Consider the following 17,653-nt stretch of genomic DNA (forward strand, 5'->3'; position numbering starts at 1 on the left):
GCTCTCTGTAGTATAAGTTGTATTTTCAAAACCTTCGCGAATTGAAAGTATTATCACTTTCAAATATACTTATTTATATTATAGATCTGAAATATTTAAATTCTCATAAGAGCAAACTTCCTATTTATACTGCAGAAATTCAGGAGAAATTTACCAAGAATCCATTATATATTCGTTGACCCTGCGGATGAAGTGAATAGAAATTCGATACGATACTCTTCATGCAGCGACCCTAAATCGTGCATAAATCGCTTATTTCATGAAAAATGACATGCGCCATGCAATATAAGCGCGAGACTCGTCAGCGCAAAAATAACGCAAAAATTGTAAATCTGCCCAAGGTATCTTTACCCGATTTTTAGTGTTTACCCGCGAAAGCAATCGCCATCGGTTTCAGGTGCGGCAGCCGTCGTTGGAACAGTCCTTGCCCTGATGGCTATAGTTGGGATCTTTACGTGCGCGTTCTTTCCTGCATCTTCACGGAACACAATCTGTGGCTCGTTCTTCTCGCAGCGTTCGTCTGCGTCAGCGGCGGCTGGATCACGCTCAATCTACTCAAGCGGGCCGAAAAGACGCGCGAACTTCAGCGTGGCGGCTGGATCTTCCTGACCGCTGTGGCGGCCGGATCGTCGATCTGGTGCACGCATTTCATCGGCATGCTGGCATATGAGGTCGGCGCCCCGGTCACTTTCGATCCGATCCTGACGATGGCTTCCTTTCTGCTGGCTGCCATCGGCTGCGCCGCTGGCTTTACTATCGCATTGTCGCGCTTGCCGCGTATCGCACCGGAATTCGGAGGAGCAGTCGTCGGTCTTTCCATCACTATCATGCACTACACGGGCATGCTGGCCTACCATGTCGATGGCATCGTCGAATGGAACCAGGGCTATGTCGTCGGCTCCGTGGTGCTTTCGATAATTTTTGCCACGCTTGCGCTCAATCAGGCGGTCCGCCGGCCCTGGCGCGCTTCCTTAATCGCCAGCCTTGCCCTCTTCGTCGTCGCCGTGGTTTCGCTTCACTTTACGGCAATGACCGCCGTATCGGTCACCCCGCTTGCAACCGGCGCGGCTATCGCGGATGCCTATGCGTTGAAGGCCATGGCCGTAGCTGTTGCCGGCGGAGGATTGCTCATCATCGGCACTGGGGTTGCAAGCTATATGATCGATGAACGAGCCTCGCGCGAATCCATCGAGAAGCTTCAGCATATGGCGCTCAACGACCTATTGACGGGTCTGCCCAATCGCAGCAGCTTTGCCGACCATCTTCAGCGCGAGATGGGACATGCCAAGGAAGACGGCGTAAAACTCGCGGTTATCGGCATCGACCTCGATCGCTTCAAGGAAATCAACGATCTGCGAGGACACAAGGCCGGCGACCAGGCACTGAAGGCAATTGGACGCCGGCTGCTGCGCCTCGTCAGGGATGGCGAGTTCGTCGCCCGCGTCGGTGGTGACGAGTTCGCCGCCGTCAAGCGCTTTCGCGAACAGAGCGAGCTTCTGGATTTCGTAGCCCGGTTGGAGAAGGTCCTGTTTGAACCAATCCGGATCGACGACTTCGAGATGGTAACGGGCGCCAGCATCGGTGTCGCTGTCTATCCCGACGATGGCATCGATCAGGAGCGCCTCGTCAGCAATGCCGACCTTGCAATGTATCGCGCCAAGGCCGATATCGGCCGTGCCGTCTGCTTTTATGAATCCAAGATGGATGAAGCCGCCCGCGCCCGCCATACGCTCGCACAGGACCTGCGCCGTGCCGTCGAATTGGACCAGCTCGACCTGCACTATCAGGTACAGACCTCCGTTCGCACGGGGCAGATCTGCGGCTATGAAGTCCTCGTCCGCTGGCATCATCCCGAGCGCGGCGCTGTGCCCCCTTCGGAATTCATCCCGATTGCCGAAGAAAGCGGCACGATCCTAGTCATCGGCGAATGGGTGTTGCGCACCGCCTGCAAGCAGGCCGCCTCATGGGACCAGCCCTACAAGATCGCCGTCAATCTTTCGCCCGTACAGTTCGCTCACGCCGATCTTGCCAAACTCGTCCATACGATCCTTCTCGAAACCGGCCTGTCGCCGTCGCGATTGGAGCTGGAAATCACCGAGTCCACTATCATTGCGGACAAGAGCCGAACGCTGCATGTGCTGCGGCAAATCCGGGCTCTCGGCGTGACCGTTGCGATCGATGATTTCGGAACAGGATATTCGTCGCTCGACACCCTCCGTTCCTTCCCCTTCGACAAGATCAAGCTCGATCGCTCCTTCATGAACGAGGTGGACCACAGCATACAGGCAAAAGCGATCGTTCGCGCCGTGCTGACGCTCGGCAAGAGCCTTGAGATTCCGGTGCTGGCGGAAGGTGTGGAAACCAACCATCAGCTCGAAATCCTCCGTGTCGAAGGCTGCGATGAGGCACAAGGCTTCTTCCTCGGGCGTCCGAAGCCCGTCGGACAGATCTTTCATAAAGAGCCTGTCGCCGAAGAAGACGAGGCATCCGCATTTTCCGGCCGGGTACCGCCCCAGCGCATGCGCCGCCGCTAGATGGATCCAAACGCGTTGGCGCGATAGATAGATGCGGCAATTCCGGGGCGCGGCTCTGCGCGCTCCTTCATCCCCGCGCGAATTCACCGACCGCTGCTGCCCGCAACATCAGATCGAACGGTCAGACACTTCGCCAATCCATTCCGTTGTGAGCTCGATCGTCACGGCGGAGCGGATGTCGAGAGCATTGGCCGCCGCCAGAAGTTCGTAGCGACCGGCGACGGCTCGAAATGCTCCCGCCTGCTCGTCGAAATAGCTCAGATCACGTGGGCGTACGACAAGCGAGGCCGTCCCTTGTTCGCCGGGTGCAAGCCGAAGCTTGGCAAAGGCGCGCAACTCCTTGTCCGGACGCTCGATCGTCGAAACAAGGGGCCGCACATAAAGCTGCACGAGTTCGCAACCGGTCCTGTCGCCGATATTGGTGACATCGATTGTCACGGTGACGCCCTCCGCGCCCATCTTTGTTGCCGATGCCCGCGCCTCGTCCCAGGAAAACCGGGTATAGCCGAGACCGAAGCCGAAGGGGAACAAGGGCTCGATGCCGCGCTTATCGTGATGGCGGTATCCGATAAAGACGCCTTCCTCGTAGCGCACATGCCCATCCTTCCCGGGATAGACGGATGCATCGCCAACCATGGCGGAATTATCCGACAGGCGCTTGGGGAAGGTCTGCGGCAGGCGTCCGCCGGGCTCGACATCGCCGAAGAGTACATCGGCCACGGCATGCCCCAGTTCCTGGCCGGGATACCACATCTGCAACACGGCCCGAACCTTGTCGAGCCACGGCATCTCGATGGGACCGCCGGTCTGCAGCACGACAATCGTATTGGCGTTTGTCGCCGCCACACGGTCTATCAGTTCCTCTTGCCGACCCGGAAGGCGCATGTCGGGCAGATCGAGGCCCTCCGTATCCCACTCGCCGTCGCGGCCGACGAAGAGTAGAACGACATCAGCATTCCTTGCCTTGTCAACAGCATCCAGCATGGCGTCTTCGCCAAGCGGCTTTTCCACGCCGAAGCGTACCGCCGTCAGATTGATCCCCTCCTCGGTCGCCGAGGAAGAGCAATATTCGACCACCATCTTGTAGCTCTGGCCGGCTTCCAGATGGACGCCCTGCCGCTGCTCGACATTGGCCGTGCCGAAGTAATTGTCGCCGCGAGCCCAACCGTCATAACCATTCACGACGAGCTTGCCGTCGACATAAAGCCTGGCGAGGCCCGCATTCGTCATGCCAAATATGTGCTCGCCGCTCTCCGTCGGCATGTAGGAGGCCGTCATGCGGGCGGAGAATTCGTTGGGATCAAGCTCGGCGGACGGCAGATCGAACCAGAAGAACTCGCCCCTGTTCGCGGTTTCGGTGGCCAGGGCTGCGCCTGCAAGATCGCGTCCCTTGAAATACTCCACCCGCATCTCACCGGAGAAGACATTGATCAGGCGATTGTTGCGGCAGCCGGCAGCATGATGGATGCTGTTTGCATTCGACAGCGCCTGACGGATGCCTTCCAACGGACTGATCCTGTAGTGAGCGGCAATCTGGGCGCTGCCGCCGCCCATGACACGGGCGTCAGCTGCGTTCGGTCCGATAACCGCCACATGCCCGAGCCCTGCCTTCTGCAGCGGCAGAATGCCGTCATTCTTCAAGAGCACAGCACCCTCGGCCCCGAGCTTACGGATCAAAGCGCGATCCTCCGGCAGATCGAGCGCGTGCTCGCTTAAGTCGGGTGCCTTCTCGAAGGCGCCGACTCGCTCAAGCAACGTCAGAATGCGGCGGGCGGCTTCGCGCACCGTCTTCGGGTCGACCTCGCCGTTGCGAACGGCCGCCACGAGCTTTTCGCCGCGGTCGCGCGTCGGACCGGGCATTTCCAGATCGAGCCCGGCATTGACAGTCGCCGCCGTCGAATGCGAACCGAACCAGTCCGACATGACGATGCCGTCAAAACCCCACTCCTCCCGCAAGACTTTGGTCAGCAGCCAGGGATGCTCGCTCGTATAAGTGCCGTTCAGCCGGTTGTAGGAGGACATGACGGCCATGACGCCAGCCTTCTTCACGGCCTGCTCGAACGGCGGCAGATAGATTTCGCGAAGAGCACGCTCATCGATATCCGACGACATCGTCTGACGCTCAATCTCGGATTCATTGCCCGCAAAGTGCTTGATCGTGGCGGCAATGCCCTGGCCCTGCACGCCCTGGATATAGGCGACGGCAAGCTCAGCCGTCAGCATCGGATCTTCCGAATAGCATTCGAAATTGCGGCCATTGAGGCCGGAGCGATGAATATTGACCGTCGGCGCCAATAGCACCGAAGCGCCCTTGCTCTTGGCCTGGCCGGCAAGCGCCACGCCCATGCGTTCGACAAGGGCCGGATTCCATGTCGCGCCAAGCGCGATGGCAACGGGAAAGCAGGCCGCATTGACGCCGGCAACCAGTGAGCCGGCGCCGCGGGCTCCGTTCGGTCCATCCGTGACCTTGATTTTCGGAATACCAAGGCGCTCGACTGGCACCGTGGTCCAGAAATCGGCGCCGGACAGCAGCGAAACCTGCTCTTCAAGCGTCATCCGGTCGAGAATATCGTCGATCATTAGGCCTCCCGAGCAATTCCCTGGCTGTTCCATCGTCCATCCGCGATGAAGATTCGCATTTAAGACAAACAAATCATAAACACGCCAGATGTTCTTCCGATAGTGCGATATGTGGATGAAATCACATATCTTTTTTGTCGACATTCAGGTCTTGTCCGCTACGGAACACGCTTCGCAACCGATCGGAAATCATAAATTCGCTGCTTGGATGAATGTCTCCGATTGTCACGCCGGCCAAAAGCACCGGTTCGATAAAATGCGAATAATCTTATTTCGAATAAATTTGACCGCGTCGGATTTCATGAGCCCAACTCATGGAGCCGCGTATGCGTTCACTTCTAGTCGCTGCAAGCTTTCTCTTCGTTGCCGGCCTGCTGTTTTCGACAGCAACAACGGCAAAACCGGTGGCGAATACTGCCGCGGCACACGCACACCAGTTTGCGCGTGAGGTGACGGATGCGAGCGTACCCGTTGGTTGGACAAGCTTCTGCAACGCGCAGCCAGCCGAATGTACGGCCGGCGAGAAGAGCGCGGAATTCGCCAATCTCGATCATGACCAGTGGGCGCAGCTGCAGCAGATCAACAGCCTCGTCAATCACGAGATCCAGGGCATCGGCGACAACGATCATTACGGCATCTACAAGCTCGGCATCATCAACTGGTGGACCTATCCCGATGACGGTGCCGGCAACTGCAACGACTATGTTATCCTAAAGAAGAAATTGCTCGTGGAAGCAGGCTGGCCACGGTCTGCCCTGCTGCTGACGGTCGTTCTCGACACCCATAACGAGGGACATCTTGTCCTGATGGCACGCACGAACGACGGCGATCTCATCCTCGACAATCTCACCGATACGGTCAAAAACTGGAGCGGGACGGGCTACACCTTCATCAAGCGCCAGACGGCCGCCAATCCGAACAATTGGGTTCGGCTGGAATCGGGACGTACGCCAGAAGAGCTTGCCATGATCAGCAAGGCATTGGCTTCTCACTCGCAGTGATTGGCGGCCCAATAGCTATCGACCAGACCTTTGCCATCCCGGTCCAGAATGGCAAAATTGCCGGGGATGACGACAAAGAAGCGTTCTGCGCCTTGCGCACCGGCGCTGTCATTGGCAGGCGCCGTGTCGACACGACCACAGGCGACGAAACCCGGCATTCGTTCGCTCGGCTTGGCCGCCAGAATATGGATGGCTGAGGGGGGCACCTCTATACGTCGCGCGACCGCCGCCTTGGCCAGAGCCGGAACATCCGCCATCGTCGGCACAGCTTCACCCGGAGCGGCTGCAAGCAGGACGCTTCCTGCGATCACGAGATGTTTCACCGGCACCCTCTCGAAAACAAGGCCAAAGGGCTTGCAACCTTCAACGGCGGTGTCCCATATGCCTCTGCAGCCCAGAGCTGCTTTTGCCGAAGTTTATTGTGATTCGCGGGGCAGAAGAAGCATCCGCTCTTGCCTTCACGCAGTGATCGCGTATGAAGATCGTCCCCGCGCCGGGGAATATTTTGGAAAGTCACTTTGCGAATGCGAACACGCCTGTCGACAATCCCGGCACTCGGTCTTCTTCTTATTCTTGCATTGACGAATGCCGGTTCCGCGCATGAGCTCGTACGTGTGCCGCCCGGCAATCGCAACAGCGTTCAGCCGCCCGTACCGAATACATCGGCGCTGCGGGCCAAGGCTTTCAACACGACTTACGACGAAAAATACCAGAAGATTGTTGGAGTGCTTCGCGACGACAAGGACTTGATGGCCTCGATCAAGAAGGCCGGACAGGCCTACCAGATCGATCCCATCCACATCGTTGGCGCCCTTGTGGGTGAACACACCTACAACATCACGATCGTCAACAGGGTGAAGTCCTACTACGTCAAGGCGCTCGCCTATTCGCAGTCCGATTTCAAGTTCGCCTATAAGGACGTAACCGTCCAGACCTTCCTGAAGAAGCCGGAATTTGCCCATTGCAACGCCTTCACCGGCAGCGCCGAATTGTGGGAATGCCGCGACGAGACGTGGGACAAGAGTTTTCGTGGCAAGGTCATCGATGGCGTCACCTACGAAAACATGACGTTCCAGCGGGCCTTCTTCCAGCCCTTCTTTGCGGGCCAGACCTTCGGCCTTGGACAGATCAGCCCGTTGACGGCCCTTGAAGCCACCGATCTCGTGCATTCGACGAGCGGCCTGCCGAAACTTTCGGTCGACGATCCGCAGGCGATCTACCGCGACATCATGGACCCCGATCGCAGCGTGATCTATATCGCCGCGATCGTGCGCGACGCAATCGATGCCTATCGCGCCCAGGGCTTCGACATCACCGACAATCCCGGCCTGACCGCGACGCTTTACAATGTCGGCCAGCCGCGCCGCCGTGCGGCTGCCTTGCGGCAGGCGGCGGACGCTTCGGGCGGCAAGAAACTGCCGGAAGAAAATTACTACGGCTGGCTGGTGAATGACAAACTGGCGGAACTTCGTGGGTTGCTCGGCAGCGACAATAGCCAGTAAGCCGCCAGAACCTTATCCATGAAGGACACCGGTTTGATCAGGCGATCAGGCTGACGCGATCATTGGCAATCTTGTTTTCGACCCAGGCTCGTTCATTCTGCCAATCATGCCGCTTCCATCCCTCCCAGCCAAAGCCGCATAGCTTGACGTCCCATTCGGACGCGGGAAACCTTGCGAGGGCATAACAGATGCCAAGGAAACCGGTGCTGGGAAAGACCTTGTGCATACGAGGCCCGGAAATGCCGAGTTCGCCGCAACCGTCCATATAGGTCTGCGGCGGCATGATGCGGATCTCCTTGCCGGCCCTGCCCAGCAACTCGATTGCCTGCATCGTCCAGTCAGCCCGCCGACCCTGCAGGCGCTGGAAGATGTTGGGTCGTGGGTGATATTTGCGAATGATATCTGGGTGATAGGCCAGCATGAAGACCTTTGCGGCCTTGAGCGCGGCGTTATCCATGAAGTTCGGCTCGAGAAGCCGCCGATACAAGATCTTGCTCGAGGCAGCCAGCATGATCATGTCGGTGCGCTCGCCGCTCATGCCTCCGGAAAGGAGCGGCTCATTGAAACGCATAACGAATTGCGCCTCGTCTACGATACCGGCGATATCGCGTTCCAGCTTCCCATTACCGACAATGATTGCAGTCTTGCGCGCCAATACGGTCGTCCAGAAAATACGGCTGTGCATTAGCAAGCGGTTCTGACAGCATACTGAAACATAGATGATGCGGAACTGAAATCCCCTCGACCAACTGTTCCAGCACGTCCGAACAAATGTGATCCGTCTGCCGGATATACGTATTTGACGGCCCCTCACAAGGCAACGACAATGAGAGAGGCTTCCCTGGCAGACCGCGCCAAATCGCCATAGACTGCCTCCTCTCAATACCGAAAAGCGGATCGAGCGGACAGCTTATGAAGCAAGTGGATCGCATGAACTCGACGTCGAACGATTGGGAGGCTGACCCGTGGGACGCCCTCGATAAGGTGGCGGACTTACAGTTCGCCGGATTTCAGGACAGGGCGGTAAAGACGATTACCTGGGCTTCCATATTCGATTTCGATGCCGGCCATTCGATATTCGGCATCGAGGCAAGTGACCTTCGCAGTCTTGATGTCGAATTTTATGCGACATGTGATGGCGAGGACATGCTTTTGATGCGGCAGATTTGGCATGGGTTCCCCGATCCACCGGAATGGCGGCTGGCGACGCGACCAAGCAACCGGGGCGATCTCTCCTGGGCCTCGTGGGGTTATTTTGCCAACTTGCCGGAGAGCTGGCAAATACCGGATAGTCAAGCGGCGCCATCCGGTAATCCTGCATGACAGGCGGTCGGCACGCTTACAGGAAATAGCGGAATTTCAATGGAAGCAGAGCCGCACCGATCGCGCTGGCATCACCTTTGGTTTCGCTGAGAACCAGCCGGGGGCCTGGCGGCGCCGCACCATAGCGATGCGGGCGCTGCGACGGCAGGCGGGCGCGCGCGATCATCATTCGTCCAAGCTCGGGCGGTAGCTGGCCACCGAAGACGATGGCTTGCGGATCGATCACCCCGGCAAGCGTGGCGATCAGGCGGTCAAGCGTCGGCATGGTCTCGGAGAGCCAATTCTCGACGCCCGGCCAGGTAGGGTCGAAATTTTGTTTCAGCTCCTCGATGGAACCTATGTCGACACCACTCTCCCGCAATATGCGGATGAGATATTGCAAGGCCGGCCGGCGCAGCACTTCGTCCGGATTGTAGATGACGCTGAATTCCCCGGCATTCCCATGAAAGCCCAGATAGGGCCTCCCCTCCAGAACAAGACCGCCGCCAAATCCATAATTGAAGGACAGGTATGCGAAGGTCTGGCACCAGCGCCCGACACCGCGTAGGCTCTCGCCGATTGCGCCCGTCGTTGCGTTGTTTTCCAACCAGGTCGGCAATGCGAACACATGCTCGAGTTGCGGCTGCAGATCGACCAGAGACCAGTCGCGCAGCGGCTCCGGTGCATTGAAGCGACGATCATCGCCGACGAAGAAACCCGACATGGCAAAGCCAAGTCCGATGAGATTTGCGCGCGATATTTCGCAGCGCGCCAAGATCAAGCTCAGCCTCTCGGCAAGGATTGCAAGCGTTGCCTTGCGGTCGGCGGGCACCCCCCTCAGCATTTCCTGATCGACGATGTTGCAGCCGAAATCGGCAAGCGACAGCGTCACGGCATCGGTATTGACGGAAATACCAACCGAATAGACCGTCTGCCGCTCCAGTTCGATAGTCGGGCTCGGCTGCCCTCGCGCCCCCTTGAATGGCGCACCCGCACGAAGCAAGCCGCGAGCCATCAGTGCTTCGACGAGGCGATGCACCGATTGCTGCGTCAAATTGGTGTGGGCCGTAATGGTGGCACGCGGGATCGGCTCATGCCGGCGGACAATATCGAGGATGAGGCGCTCGTTCTCGCTTGCCAGTGGGGATTTTTCAAGCGCTGCCATGACTGAACCCTGATCCTGTCATTCCGACTTAGCCGCTCGTCTGGCTGCGCACAATCCGAACCCTCGCATATTCGCAGCCGCTCGTCATAAATATTACACTTTATGTGTATTATTAGCCATACAAGCGATCGGCGCCAATGTGCTGCGTCGGCCACAGCCATTGGCGTCCACATTCGACTCGAACCTCAAATCAGCTCATCCCGCCTCAAAACCGACAGCGCACGAAAGCTCTTCTCATGCATAGCCAGACCGCCACCCCTCCCTTATCCCGCAATGCCGATATCTATGACCTTCTGTCACGCGCCAATTCCGACATTCTGACGATTGCCCACCGCGGGCTTTGGTCGGCAGCTCCTGAAAATTCATTGGCGGCAATCCGCGCTGCAGCCGAGCTTGGCGTTGAATTCGTCGAAATCGACACGCAGGCGACTGCTGACGGCCATCTCGTCGTCATTCACGACAAAACGCTGGACCGCACCACTTCTGCCAAGGGTATCGTCGGAGCGAGCAACTTTGCCACGGTCCGCGACGCACGACTGCGCGCCGGTGCTGGCGGAGAGATGGCGGCACTGACGGATGAACGCATCCCCACGCTCGAAGAAGCGTTGGAGGAAGCTCGCGGTCGCGTCTTCGTCAATATCGACACGAAATTCCCGCGTGAACTGCCACAGGTGATTGCTGCGGTGCGGCAGCTGGGTGCCGAGGATCACGTCATCATCAAGTCGGATGTCGAGCCGCAAAGCGGCTGCTTCCCCGTGCTGGACGCCGATTGGTTCGGCTCGATCCCGCATATGCCGATGTTTCCCGTCCGGCCCGGAAAATTCACCGAGGACCTCAGAATGATCGAACCCCTCAAGGCGCCGATGGTCGAGGTGAAATTTACCGACATTGCGGATCTTGCCGCCGGGCGCCAGGAACTGGAACGTCAAAATATCCGGCTCTGGATCAATACACTCGACGTCTCCCACAATTTCGACTTCAATGACAGCCGCGCACTCAACGACCCCGAAGGCGTCTGGGGAGCGCTGCTTGACGCCGGCGTCGGCGCCATCCAGACCGACACGAATGTCGAATTCAAGCGGTGGCTCGCAATCAGAAGCGGCAGCTAACTGGTTCTCCGGCTCAACGGCCAGACAGAAAAGCCCGGGCGGTCATCCGATCGTCCGGGCTTTTTGCGTTCTGGCCATCGGCATCGAAGCACATCTTTTCCTGCAAACAGGGATGGTTTCTATGGGCGGAGCCCGCCGACATTATCCCCCTCTAGAGCGCAAATGCTGCACTGCGAATAAAATGATGCGGAAATGAATTAAAACTGACGCGAAAATGAACCGAAAATGTTGACTTCGGGATTCGCCGAACTAGTTCCCGCTGAGACGCCGGGGTCCGCCCCATCCACAGTGACCATATAATTCTGCATAATTTGCGCAGCCGTTCCAGCTCTAAGACGTTGGTACGGCACGGAAAATCTGTGCGGTTACGAGGTCACGTCACAGCGCAGTGGGACTTCAGTATCGTATGAGCAGCATTACGGGACGGCTCGTCAAGGGAAGCATGTGGTTAAGCCTGTCTCGAACCATCGTGAACGGGCTTGCGACGCTTAGCACCTTCGTATTAGCCCGCTATCTGGCACCTGCCGATTTCGGCGTCGTTGCTCTGGGCATGACCATCCTCATGATCGTCACGACCATCACCGAGCTGTCGCTCTCCGAGGCGCTGATCCGTCATGCCGCACCGGATGAATCTCATTTCAGTGCTGCCTGGACGCTGAATGCCGCACGAGGGCTGGCGATCTGCATCCTGTTTGCGATCTTTGCCTATCCGGCGGCTGCCCTATTCAATGAGCCCAGACTGACAGGCGTCATGTTCGCTCTTGGTATCAGCATGCTGATGGGCGGTCTTACGAATCCACGGCGCATCATGCTCCAGCGCGACCTGATCTTCTGGCAGGAGTTCGTGCTGGCCGTTTCACAGAAGTTCGCGGGCTTCGTTGCCTCTGTTGCGATCGCGATCATCTATCAAAGCTATTGGGCACTGGTCGTCGGCACGCTTATCAGCCAGGCGACGAATGTCATCGTTTCCTATCTCGTGCTGCCGTTCCGTCCCAGGATCACCTTCCAGCATATGCGGGAGTTCTTCTCCTTCTCGGCCTGGCTTACCGCCGGCCAGATCGTCAGCACGCTCAACTGGCGCTTCGACTATCTGCTTGTTGGCAAGATGCTCGGCGGCATCCAGCTCGGCTACTATTCGGTGGGGAGCAACCTCGCCATGATGCCGACACGGGAGGCGACAGCGCCCCTCACCCAGACAATCTATCCGGCTTTTGCTGGCATTCACAACGATTCCGGCCGGCTCGCCGCCGCCTATCAGCGTGTGCAGGCGCTTGTTGCTGCCGTGGCCCTTCCGGCCGGCATCGGCGTTGCCGTGACTGCCGATCCGCTGGTCAGGCTCGCACTTGGCGACAAATGGGCGCCGGTCATTTTCATCATCCAGTCGCTTGCCTCCGTCTTTGCGCTGCAGACGCTGGGTTCGCTCGTGCAGCCGCTCGGCATGGCAAAGGGCGAGACGCGCGTGCTCTTCGTTCGCGACACGCAGATGTTCTGCCTGCGGGTACCGATCATGATCGGCGGTCTGATCCTCTACGGACTTCCAGGTGTTATCGCCGGCCGGGTATTCACCGGCCTATTCAGCACCGCCGTCAACATGATGCTCGTGCGGCGCTTCACCGGCATCAGCGTCGCCAAGCAACTGTCGGTGAACCTTCGGGCACTCGCAAGCGTCGCCGTGATGGCGGCAGGCGTTTCGCTCGCCTCAAACCATCTGGCCTACACGGACGACAAGCTCGTGCTCGTCACGCACCTCGCAATCCTGATCCTGCTTGGTGGCCTGCTCTACTGCGGTTCGACGCTCCTGCTGTGGACGTTGATGAAGCGGCCGGCCGGTCCTGAAACGGAGGTTCGCAACATACTCGGCAAAGTGCTGCCGAAACTTCGTCCTGCCTGAAAACGCGCGGCCGATGTTGGCCGGAGACTAACCTGTCATCTAAACGGGGGAATGGGGAAATGACATTACAATCAAATCAAGTGCTGATCGCAAAACTGGACAACATGATCCACGATTGCCTGAAAGACTACATCAGCAATGATGAGCCTCTGGCGATCCTCGATTTTCCTGACATCCGCAATTGCGGCGACTCGGCCATTTGGCTGGGCGAAATGGCCTATCTCAACAGGCGATATGGCAAGCGGCCGACCTATGTCTCGCGGATCGATGACTTTTCGCCCGAGCAACTCGAACGCACCATGCCGACCGGCCCGATCTTCATTCATGGCGGCGGCAATTTCGGCGACATATGGGATGCGCATCAGGACTTTCGCGAACGGGTACTGGAGCGTTTCCCCAATCGGCAGGTGATCCAGTTCCCGCAATCCATCCATTACAAGTCCCAGGCACGTATAGAAGAAAGTGCCCGCGTCATCGGACGCCACAAGAACTTCGTATTGCTGGTGCGCGACGAAGAATCGAAGGAGTTTGCCCATAAGCACTTCGACTGCGAAGTGCGCCTTTGCCCGGATATGGCCTTCAGCATTGGAACGATCCAGCCTGATGAACCGGAATTTCCGGTGCTTGCCATGCTTCGATCCGATCTCGAGAAGGTGGGAGATGCCAATCTTTCTGCCTATCCCGATATTCCGAAGGAGGATTGGACGACTGAATCCGCCAAGCGTGTGCGCATCTCCAAGGCGTTCGGTGCGGCGACGGCATTGCTGGCCCTCAAGCCGGCAGAAATACGCCTGCGCAAACTCGACGCGGCAGCGCATAACCGACTGCGGCGCGGCATCCGCCAGATCTCCCGTGGCCGGGCGATCGTCACGGACCGGCTGCATGTCCACATCTGCTCGATCCTGCTTGGGCGACCGCACGCAGTACTGGACAATAGCTATGGCAAGATACGTCGGTTCATGGCCGCATTTTCCGGTGGTACCGATCTGGCTTACCGAGCGACCTCGCTCGACGACGGTATCGCTTGGGCGCGCCATCAAGCGGCCACGCAACCATTGGCACCGGCGGCCTGACCCGGCCCGGTCGCATCAGGCGACAGAAATCCCAGGCGTCGAAGGCCGGTACTGATCGATATGCAAGTACACGCGCTTGAATTCGACGCTGTGTGCGTCGCCGCGCACGACGCTGTCGCTTGAGCAAGATCGCTGGCTTGCCGTCGATCCATGATCTGGCGGCAGGATCACTATAGAATATCGGGCGGAAGCACGTTAAGCGCTCCCGCCCGATCTTTAGGGCTGATTTCAGTTGCGAGACGACCATCCAACAAGCGGTGCGACACTGCCCAGGCTCGCCACACCGCTCGATTTCACCGCTTCAGATGGAAGCTGCCCTTAACGGGCGTTGTACTTCGCATCGACCTCGTTCATGGCCTTGACGTTGCCGGCCGAACGGCCGTTCTCGTCAAAGGTCTGCGCCAGGAAGGCGTCGGCGATTGTCTTGGCGAGTTCGGTGCCGATGACGCGGGCGCCCATGGTGATGATCTGGGCGTTGTTCGAGAGCGCTGCGCGCTCTGCCGAATAGGTATCATGGGTGAGTGCGGCGCGAATACCCGGCACCTTGTTGGCCGAGATGCAGACACCGATGCCCGTACCACAGACGAGGATCGCTTTGTCATAGGTGCCATCGACGACGCCGGAGGCGACGCGGTCGGCGAGATTGGCATAAAATGCATCCGGGCCTTCATCAGTGCGCGACACTTCGCTCACCTCGAAACGGTCCTTCAGATGATCGGCGAGAACCTTGGCGAGGCCTTCGCCGGCGCTATCTCCAGCAATAGCAAGCTTCATGATATGTCTCCTAGAGTTTGGCGGCGCACTTGGCGAGAATGTCGAGGTAGCCTTCGACGTTCCAGGCCGAGCGGCCGATAAAGAGCCCGTCTACGTGCGGGCAGGATATGAGTTCTTCACAATTTTGCGGATTGACTGATCCGCCGTAGAGGCATGGAATCTTTCGGCCGAGCACCTTTCGCGCGACCGCAATGATTTCGGCCTGGCGCGCATCGGCATAGGAAGGCTCGGCGGGTATCCCCTTTTCGCCGATCGCCCAGACCGGCTCATAGGCGAGCAGAATTTCAGCCCGCTTCTGCTCATCCGAGAGCTTCGATAGAGCTCCAATAACCTGCTCGCTCAGGATTTCCGTTGCGCGGCCGCTCTCGCGGTCGGCCAATGTCTCGCCGATGCAGATGAGCGGGATCAATCCGTGACGGACGGCTGCTTCGGTCTTCAGGCCGACGGTCTCATTGGTCTCGCCAAAAAACTCGCGACGCTCCGAATGACCGAGCTCGACGATGTCGAGATTGCAATCCTTCAGCATCAGCGGAGAGATTTCCCCCGTCCAGGCGCCCTGATCGGCCCAATGCATGTTCTGAGCGCCGACCTTGACTGAGCTTTCCGACAGGATCGACTTGACCTCGCGCACGGCGGTGAACGGCGGAATGATGAAGCGCTGGATGCGGGGATCGCGCAAGGCATCGGCGGCATACAGCGCTTCAGCAAAGGCGCGCGCCTCGGCAAGCGTCTTGTTCATCTTCCAGCTCGTGCCGATCCAATAGCGAGGCTTCTCTGTCATGTCATATCCTGGTTCGAGGCGATGGTAAGGGCGATGCCGTCGCGGCGAAATTGCTCGGCAATGGCGGCATCTGGCACGTGATCGGTAATCACGGCATCGAAATCGGTAAGATCGGCCATCACATGCAGGGCGGTATGCCCGATGCGCTGATGGCTGACGAGCAGGCAGCTTTTAGCGGCCGATGCAATCATTGCCCGCTTCGTGCGCACGACATTATCATCCATGTGATAGGCAAGCTTGCCGGAAACGGCTGGCGTCGACAGGAAGGCGATATCAGCGCGCAGCCGCGACAATGCCTCTTCGGTGACGACGCCCAAAAAGGCATTGAACTTGGCGGAATAGACGCCGCCGAGCGCGATGAGCGTGATGCCGCTTTCGCTCTTCATGCGGTCTATGATTGCAGCATTGTTGGTGATCAGCGTCAGGGGCCGCTTTTGCAGCAGCATCTCGCCGAGAACGGCGGCCATGGATCCGTCATTGATCATGACGGTCATGCCGGGCTCGACCAGATCGAGCGCTGAGCGTGCCATGGCGAGCTTTTCGTCATGGTCCTGGCGCTCGCGGAAACGGAAGTCGCTTTCGAACTGGGTGCCAGCATCGATGGTCGCGCCACCGCGAACCTTGCGCAGCACGCCAGCCTGCTCGAGATCGTCGAGATCGCGGTGGATCGTCATCTTGGACACGACGAAACGGTCGGCCAGATCGTCGAGATCGACGGTCTTATGCTCGACGAGCAGATTGATGATCGATTGCTGGCGCTCTTCGCGTTTCACCTTGCACTCCGGCCATTGGCCCGAAATGGAACTCAGAAAAATATAACACTAAAATCTCACAATTCAACATTTCTATTGTTACATTGAGATGAATTCGTGTTTCCACAGACAGGATCACACCTGATCCTTCAGCAATGTCCGCGCCGTTTTCTCGTCCGTGATCAGACCATAAAGACAGCGGCTTTTGAGGACGGCGCGGATGGCCTCGACCTTCGGCAATCCGCCGGAAAGCGCCACCAGCCGCTCGCCCTTCGTGCGCGGCAAGGAGGCAGACAATGTGCGAGAGGTCAGCGTGGTCTCAAGGATATTGCCGTCGGCATCAAAGAAATGGCCGAGAATTTCGCCAACGCCGCCGGCCGCGGTAATCTCCTTGATCTCCTTCGGCTCGACCATGCCCGACAAGACAAGCTGCGCATCCGTATCGACGGTGCCGAGACCGACGAGCTTGAGATCGGCGCCGTTTGCAAGATCGAAGACTTCCTTCACGCCACGCTGGGCAAGCAGCACGTCGCGGTCTTCCCTCGTATTGGCGAAGAAGGGCACCGGCATGACATGCGATTGCATCCCGGTCTTTTCGGCGATGCGATGCATCACGTCATAGGGGTTGGCCGCATAGTTTCGCGTCAAGCCGCCGAGCAGCGAGACGAAACGCAAATCCTTGGCGCTGACGCGTGCCATGTGATGGACGGCCGAAGACAATGTTCGGCCATGGCCGAGGCCGATGACCTTGTTGTTGCCACTCTCGATCTCCCGGCGCAAGAAACCGGCGCCTGCCTGTCCGAGTGCTCGAAACTCGAAGCCTTCTTCACCGAGATCGGGCGCGACCTCGCAATATTGCAGGCCGAAGCGTGCCGCGATCTGCGTCTCAAGCTCGACGCATTCGACGATATCGCCATCGATCGTCACCTTGACGACGCCTTCGGCGACGGCACGCGCGATCAGTCGGTGCGCCTTCACCGAGGGAACGCCGAGACGCTTTGCCACCTCAGACTGGGTCAGTCCGCCGGCATAGTGCAACCAGGCCGCCCGCACGGCAAGCGAGGCATCTGCATCCGTCATCGACCGTTCCTTTTCATTTCACTCCGCATGATCTCTCGCCTGTCTTTTTCCGGCACGTTCCCGATCCCGGCAACCTCTCCGATCGGAGAATAAGAGCTACCCCACGGAA

The 17,653-nt window shown here is 58.4% G+C and carries 15 protein-coding genes; 7 read left to right on the forward strand and 8 right to left on the reverse strand.

Features of this window, described 5'->3' with window-relative positions; all coding sequences use genetic code 11:
* Window positions 1-455: 455 nt before the first annotated feature.
* Window positions 456-2,534: an EAL domain-containing protein gene (locus ABOK31_RS27345; protein ID WP_349959917.1), complete on the forward strand. Its 2,079-nt coding sequence runs from the start codon at window positions 456-458 to the stop codon at window positions 2,532-2,534.
* A gap of 108 nt (window positions 2,535-2,642) precedes the next feature.
* Here the strand turns inward: ABOK31_RS27345 and ABOK31_RS27350 are convergent, their stop codons facing one another.
* Window positions 2,643-5,114, reverse strand: a complete 2,472-nt coding sequence (locus ABOK31_RS27350) for a glycoside hydrolase family 3 C-terminal domain-containing protein (RefSeq protein WP_349959918.1) — start codon at window positions 5,112-5,114, stop codon at window positions 2,643-2,645.
* A gap of 326 nt (window positions 5,115-5,440) precedes the next feature.
* On the opposite strand from ABOK31_RS27350, the gene ABOK31_RS27355 reads away from it, so the two are divergent.
* On the forward strand, window positions 5,441-6,115 hold the full coding sequence (locus tag ABOK31_RS27355; RefSeq protein WP_349959919.1) for a transglutaminase-like cysteine peptidase: 675 nt from the start codon (window positions 5,441-5,443) through the stop codon (window positions 6,113-6,115).
* On the opposite strand, the gene ABOK31_RS27360 is transcribed toward ABOK31_RS27355, so the two are convergent.
* On the reverse strand, window positions 6,103-6,438 hold the full coding sequence (locus tag ABOK31_RS27360; protein WP_349959921.1) for a hypothetical protein: 336 nt from the start codon (window positions 6,436-6,438) through the stop codon (window positions 6,103-6,105). The two genes, ABOK31_RS27355 and ABOK31_RS27360, sit on opposite strands and share 13 nt — an antisense overlap.
* Window positions 6,439-6,639: 201 nt before the next feature.
* On the opposite strand from ABOK31_RS27360, the gene ABOK31_RS27365 reads away from it, so the two are divergent.
* Complete coding sequence (locus ABOK31_RS27365) at window positions 6,640-7,617, forward strand: DUF1402 family protein (RefSeq protein ID WP_349959922.1); 978 nt, start codon at window positions 6,640-6,642, stop codon at window positions 7,615-7,617.
* A gap of 37 nt (window positions 7,618-7,654) precedes the next feature.
* Here the strand turns inward: ABOK31_RS27365 and ABOK31_RS27370 are convergent, their stop codons facing one another.
* A complete protein-coding gene (locus ABOK31_RS27370; protein ID WP_349959924.1) occupies window positions 7,655-8,302 on the reverse strand; it encodes a hypothetical protein in 648 nt (215 codons plus the stop codon).
* Window positions 8,303-8,529: 227 nt separating this feature from the next.
* Here ABOK31_RS27370 and ABOK31_RS27375 point away from each other — a divergent pair, with 227 nt between their 5' ends.
* Window positions 8,530-8,940 (forward strand): hypothetical protein, encoded by a 411-nt coding sequence (locus tag ABOK31_RS27375; RefSeq protein WP_349959926.1) that lies wholly within the window; start codon window positions 8,530-8,532, stop codon window positions 8,938-8,940.
* 16 nt (window positions 8,941-8,956) lie between these two features.
* Here ABOK31_RS27375 and ABOK31_RS27380 read toward each other — a convergent pair whose 3' ends face one another.
* The gene (locus ABOK31_RS27380; protein ID WP_349959928.1) at window positions 8,957-10,084 is read right to left on the reverse strand and encodes an ROK family transcriptional regulator; all 1,128 of its coding nucleotides are present in this window, start codon (window positions 10,082-10,084) and stop codon (window positions 8,957-8,959) included.
* Between the two features lie 236 nt (window positions 10,085-10,320).
* Here ABOK31_RS27380 and ABOK31_RS27385 point away from each other — a divergent pair, with 236 nt between their 5' ends.
* The 3 genes from ABOK31_RS27385 to ABOK31_RS27395 all read left to right on the forward strand — a co-directional run bounded on the left by ABOK31_RS27385 (window position 10,321) and on the right by ABOK31_RS27395 (window position 14,157).
* Window positions 10,321-11,193: a glycerophosphodiester phosphodiesterase family protein gene (locus ABOK31_RS27385; protein WP_349959929.1), complete on the forward strand. Its 873-nt coding sequence runs from the start codon at window positions 10,321-10,323 to the stop codon at window positions 11,191-11,193.
* A 406-nt stretch (window positions 11,194-11,599) separates the two neighbouring features.
* Complete coding sequence (locus ABOK31_RS27390; protein WP_349959932.1) at window positions 11,600-13,084, forward strand: lipopolysaccharide biosynthesis protein; 1,485 nt, start codon at window positions 11,600-11,602, stop codon at window positions 13,082-13,084.
* A gap of 59 nt (window positions 13,085-13,143) precedes the next feature.
* A complete protein-coding gene (locus ABOK31_RS27395; RefSeq protein WP_174171818.1) occupies window positions 13,144-14,157 on the forward strand; it encodes a polysaccharide pyruvyl transferase family protein in 1,014 nt (337 codons plus the stop codon).
* Between the two features lie 318 nt (window positions 14,158-14,475).
* On the opposite strand, the gene ABOK31_RS27400 is transcribed toward ABOK31_RS27395, so the two are convergent.
* The 4 genes from ABOK31_RS27400 to ABOK31_RS27415 form a co-directional block, all read right to left on the reverse strand.
* Entirely contained in the window at window positions 14,476-14,931 is a 456-nt protein-coding gene (locus ABOK31_RS27400) for an RpiB/LacA/LacB family sugar-phosphate isomerase (RefSeq protein WP_349959935.1), read from the reverse strand.
* A gap of 10 nt (window positions 14,932-14,941) precedes the next feature.
* Window positions 14,942-15,712 carry a triose-phosphate isomerase gene (locus tag ABOK31_RS27405; RefSeq protein ID WP_349959937.1) on the reverse strand — a complete coding sequence of 257 codons (771 nt, stop codon included), beginning with the start codon at window positions 15,710-15,712 and terminating at the stop codon, window positions 14,942-14,944.
* Complete coding sequence (locus ABOK31_RS27410) at window positions 15,709-16,485, reverse strand: DeoR/GlpR family DNA-binding transcription regulator (protein WP_349959940.1); 777 nt, start codon at window positions 16,483-16,485, stop codon at window positions 15,709-15,711. Before ABOK31_RS27410 ends, ABOK31_RS27405 begins: the two co-directional genes overlap by 4 nt.
* A 114-nt stretch (window positions 16,486-16,599) precedes the next feature.
* Window positions 16,600-17,544, reverse strand: a complete 945-nt coding sequence (locus tag ABOK31_RS27415) for a sugar-binding transcriptional regulator (protein ID WP_349959942.1) — start codon at window positions 17,542-17,544, stop codon at window positions 16,600-16,602.
* Window positions 17,545-17,653: the final 109 nt, after the last annotated feature.

This window comes from Rhizobium sp. ZPR4 (genome assembly GCF_040215725.1).
Taxonomy (GTDB): domain Bacteria; phylum Pseudomonadota; class Alphaproteobacteria; order Rhizobiales; family Rhizobiaceae; genus Rhizobium; species Rhizobium rhizogenes_D.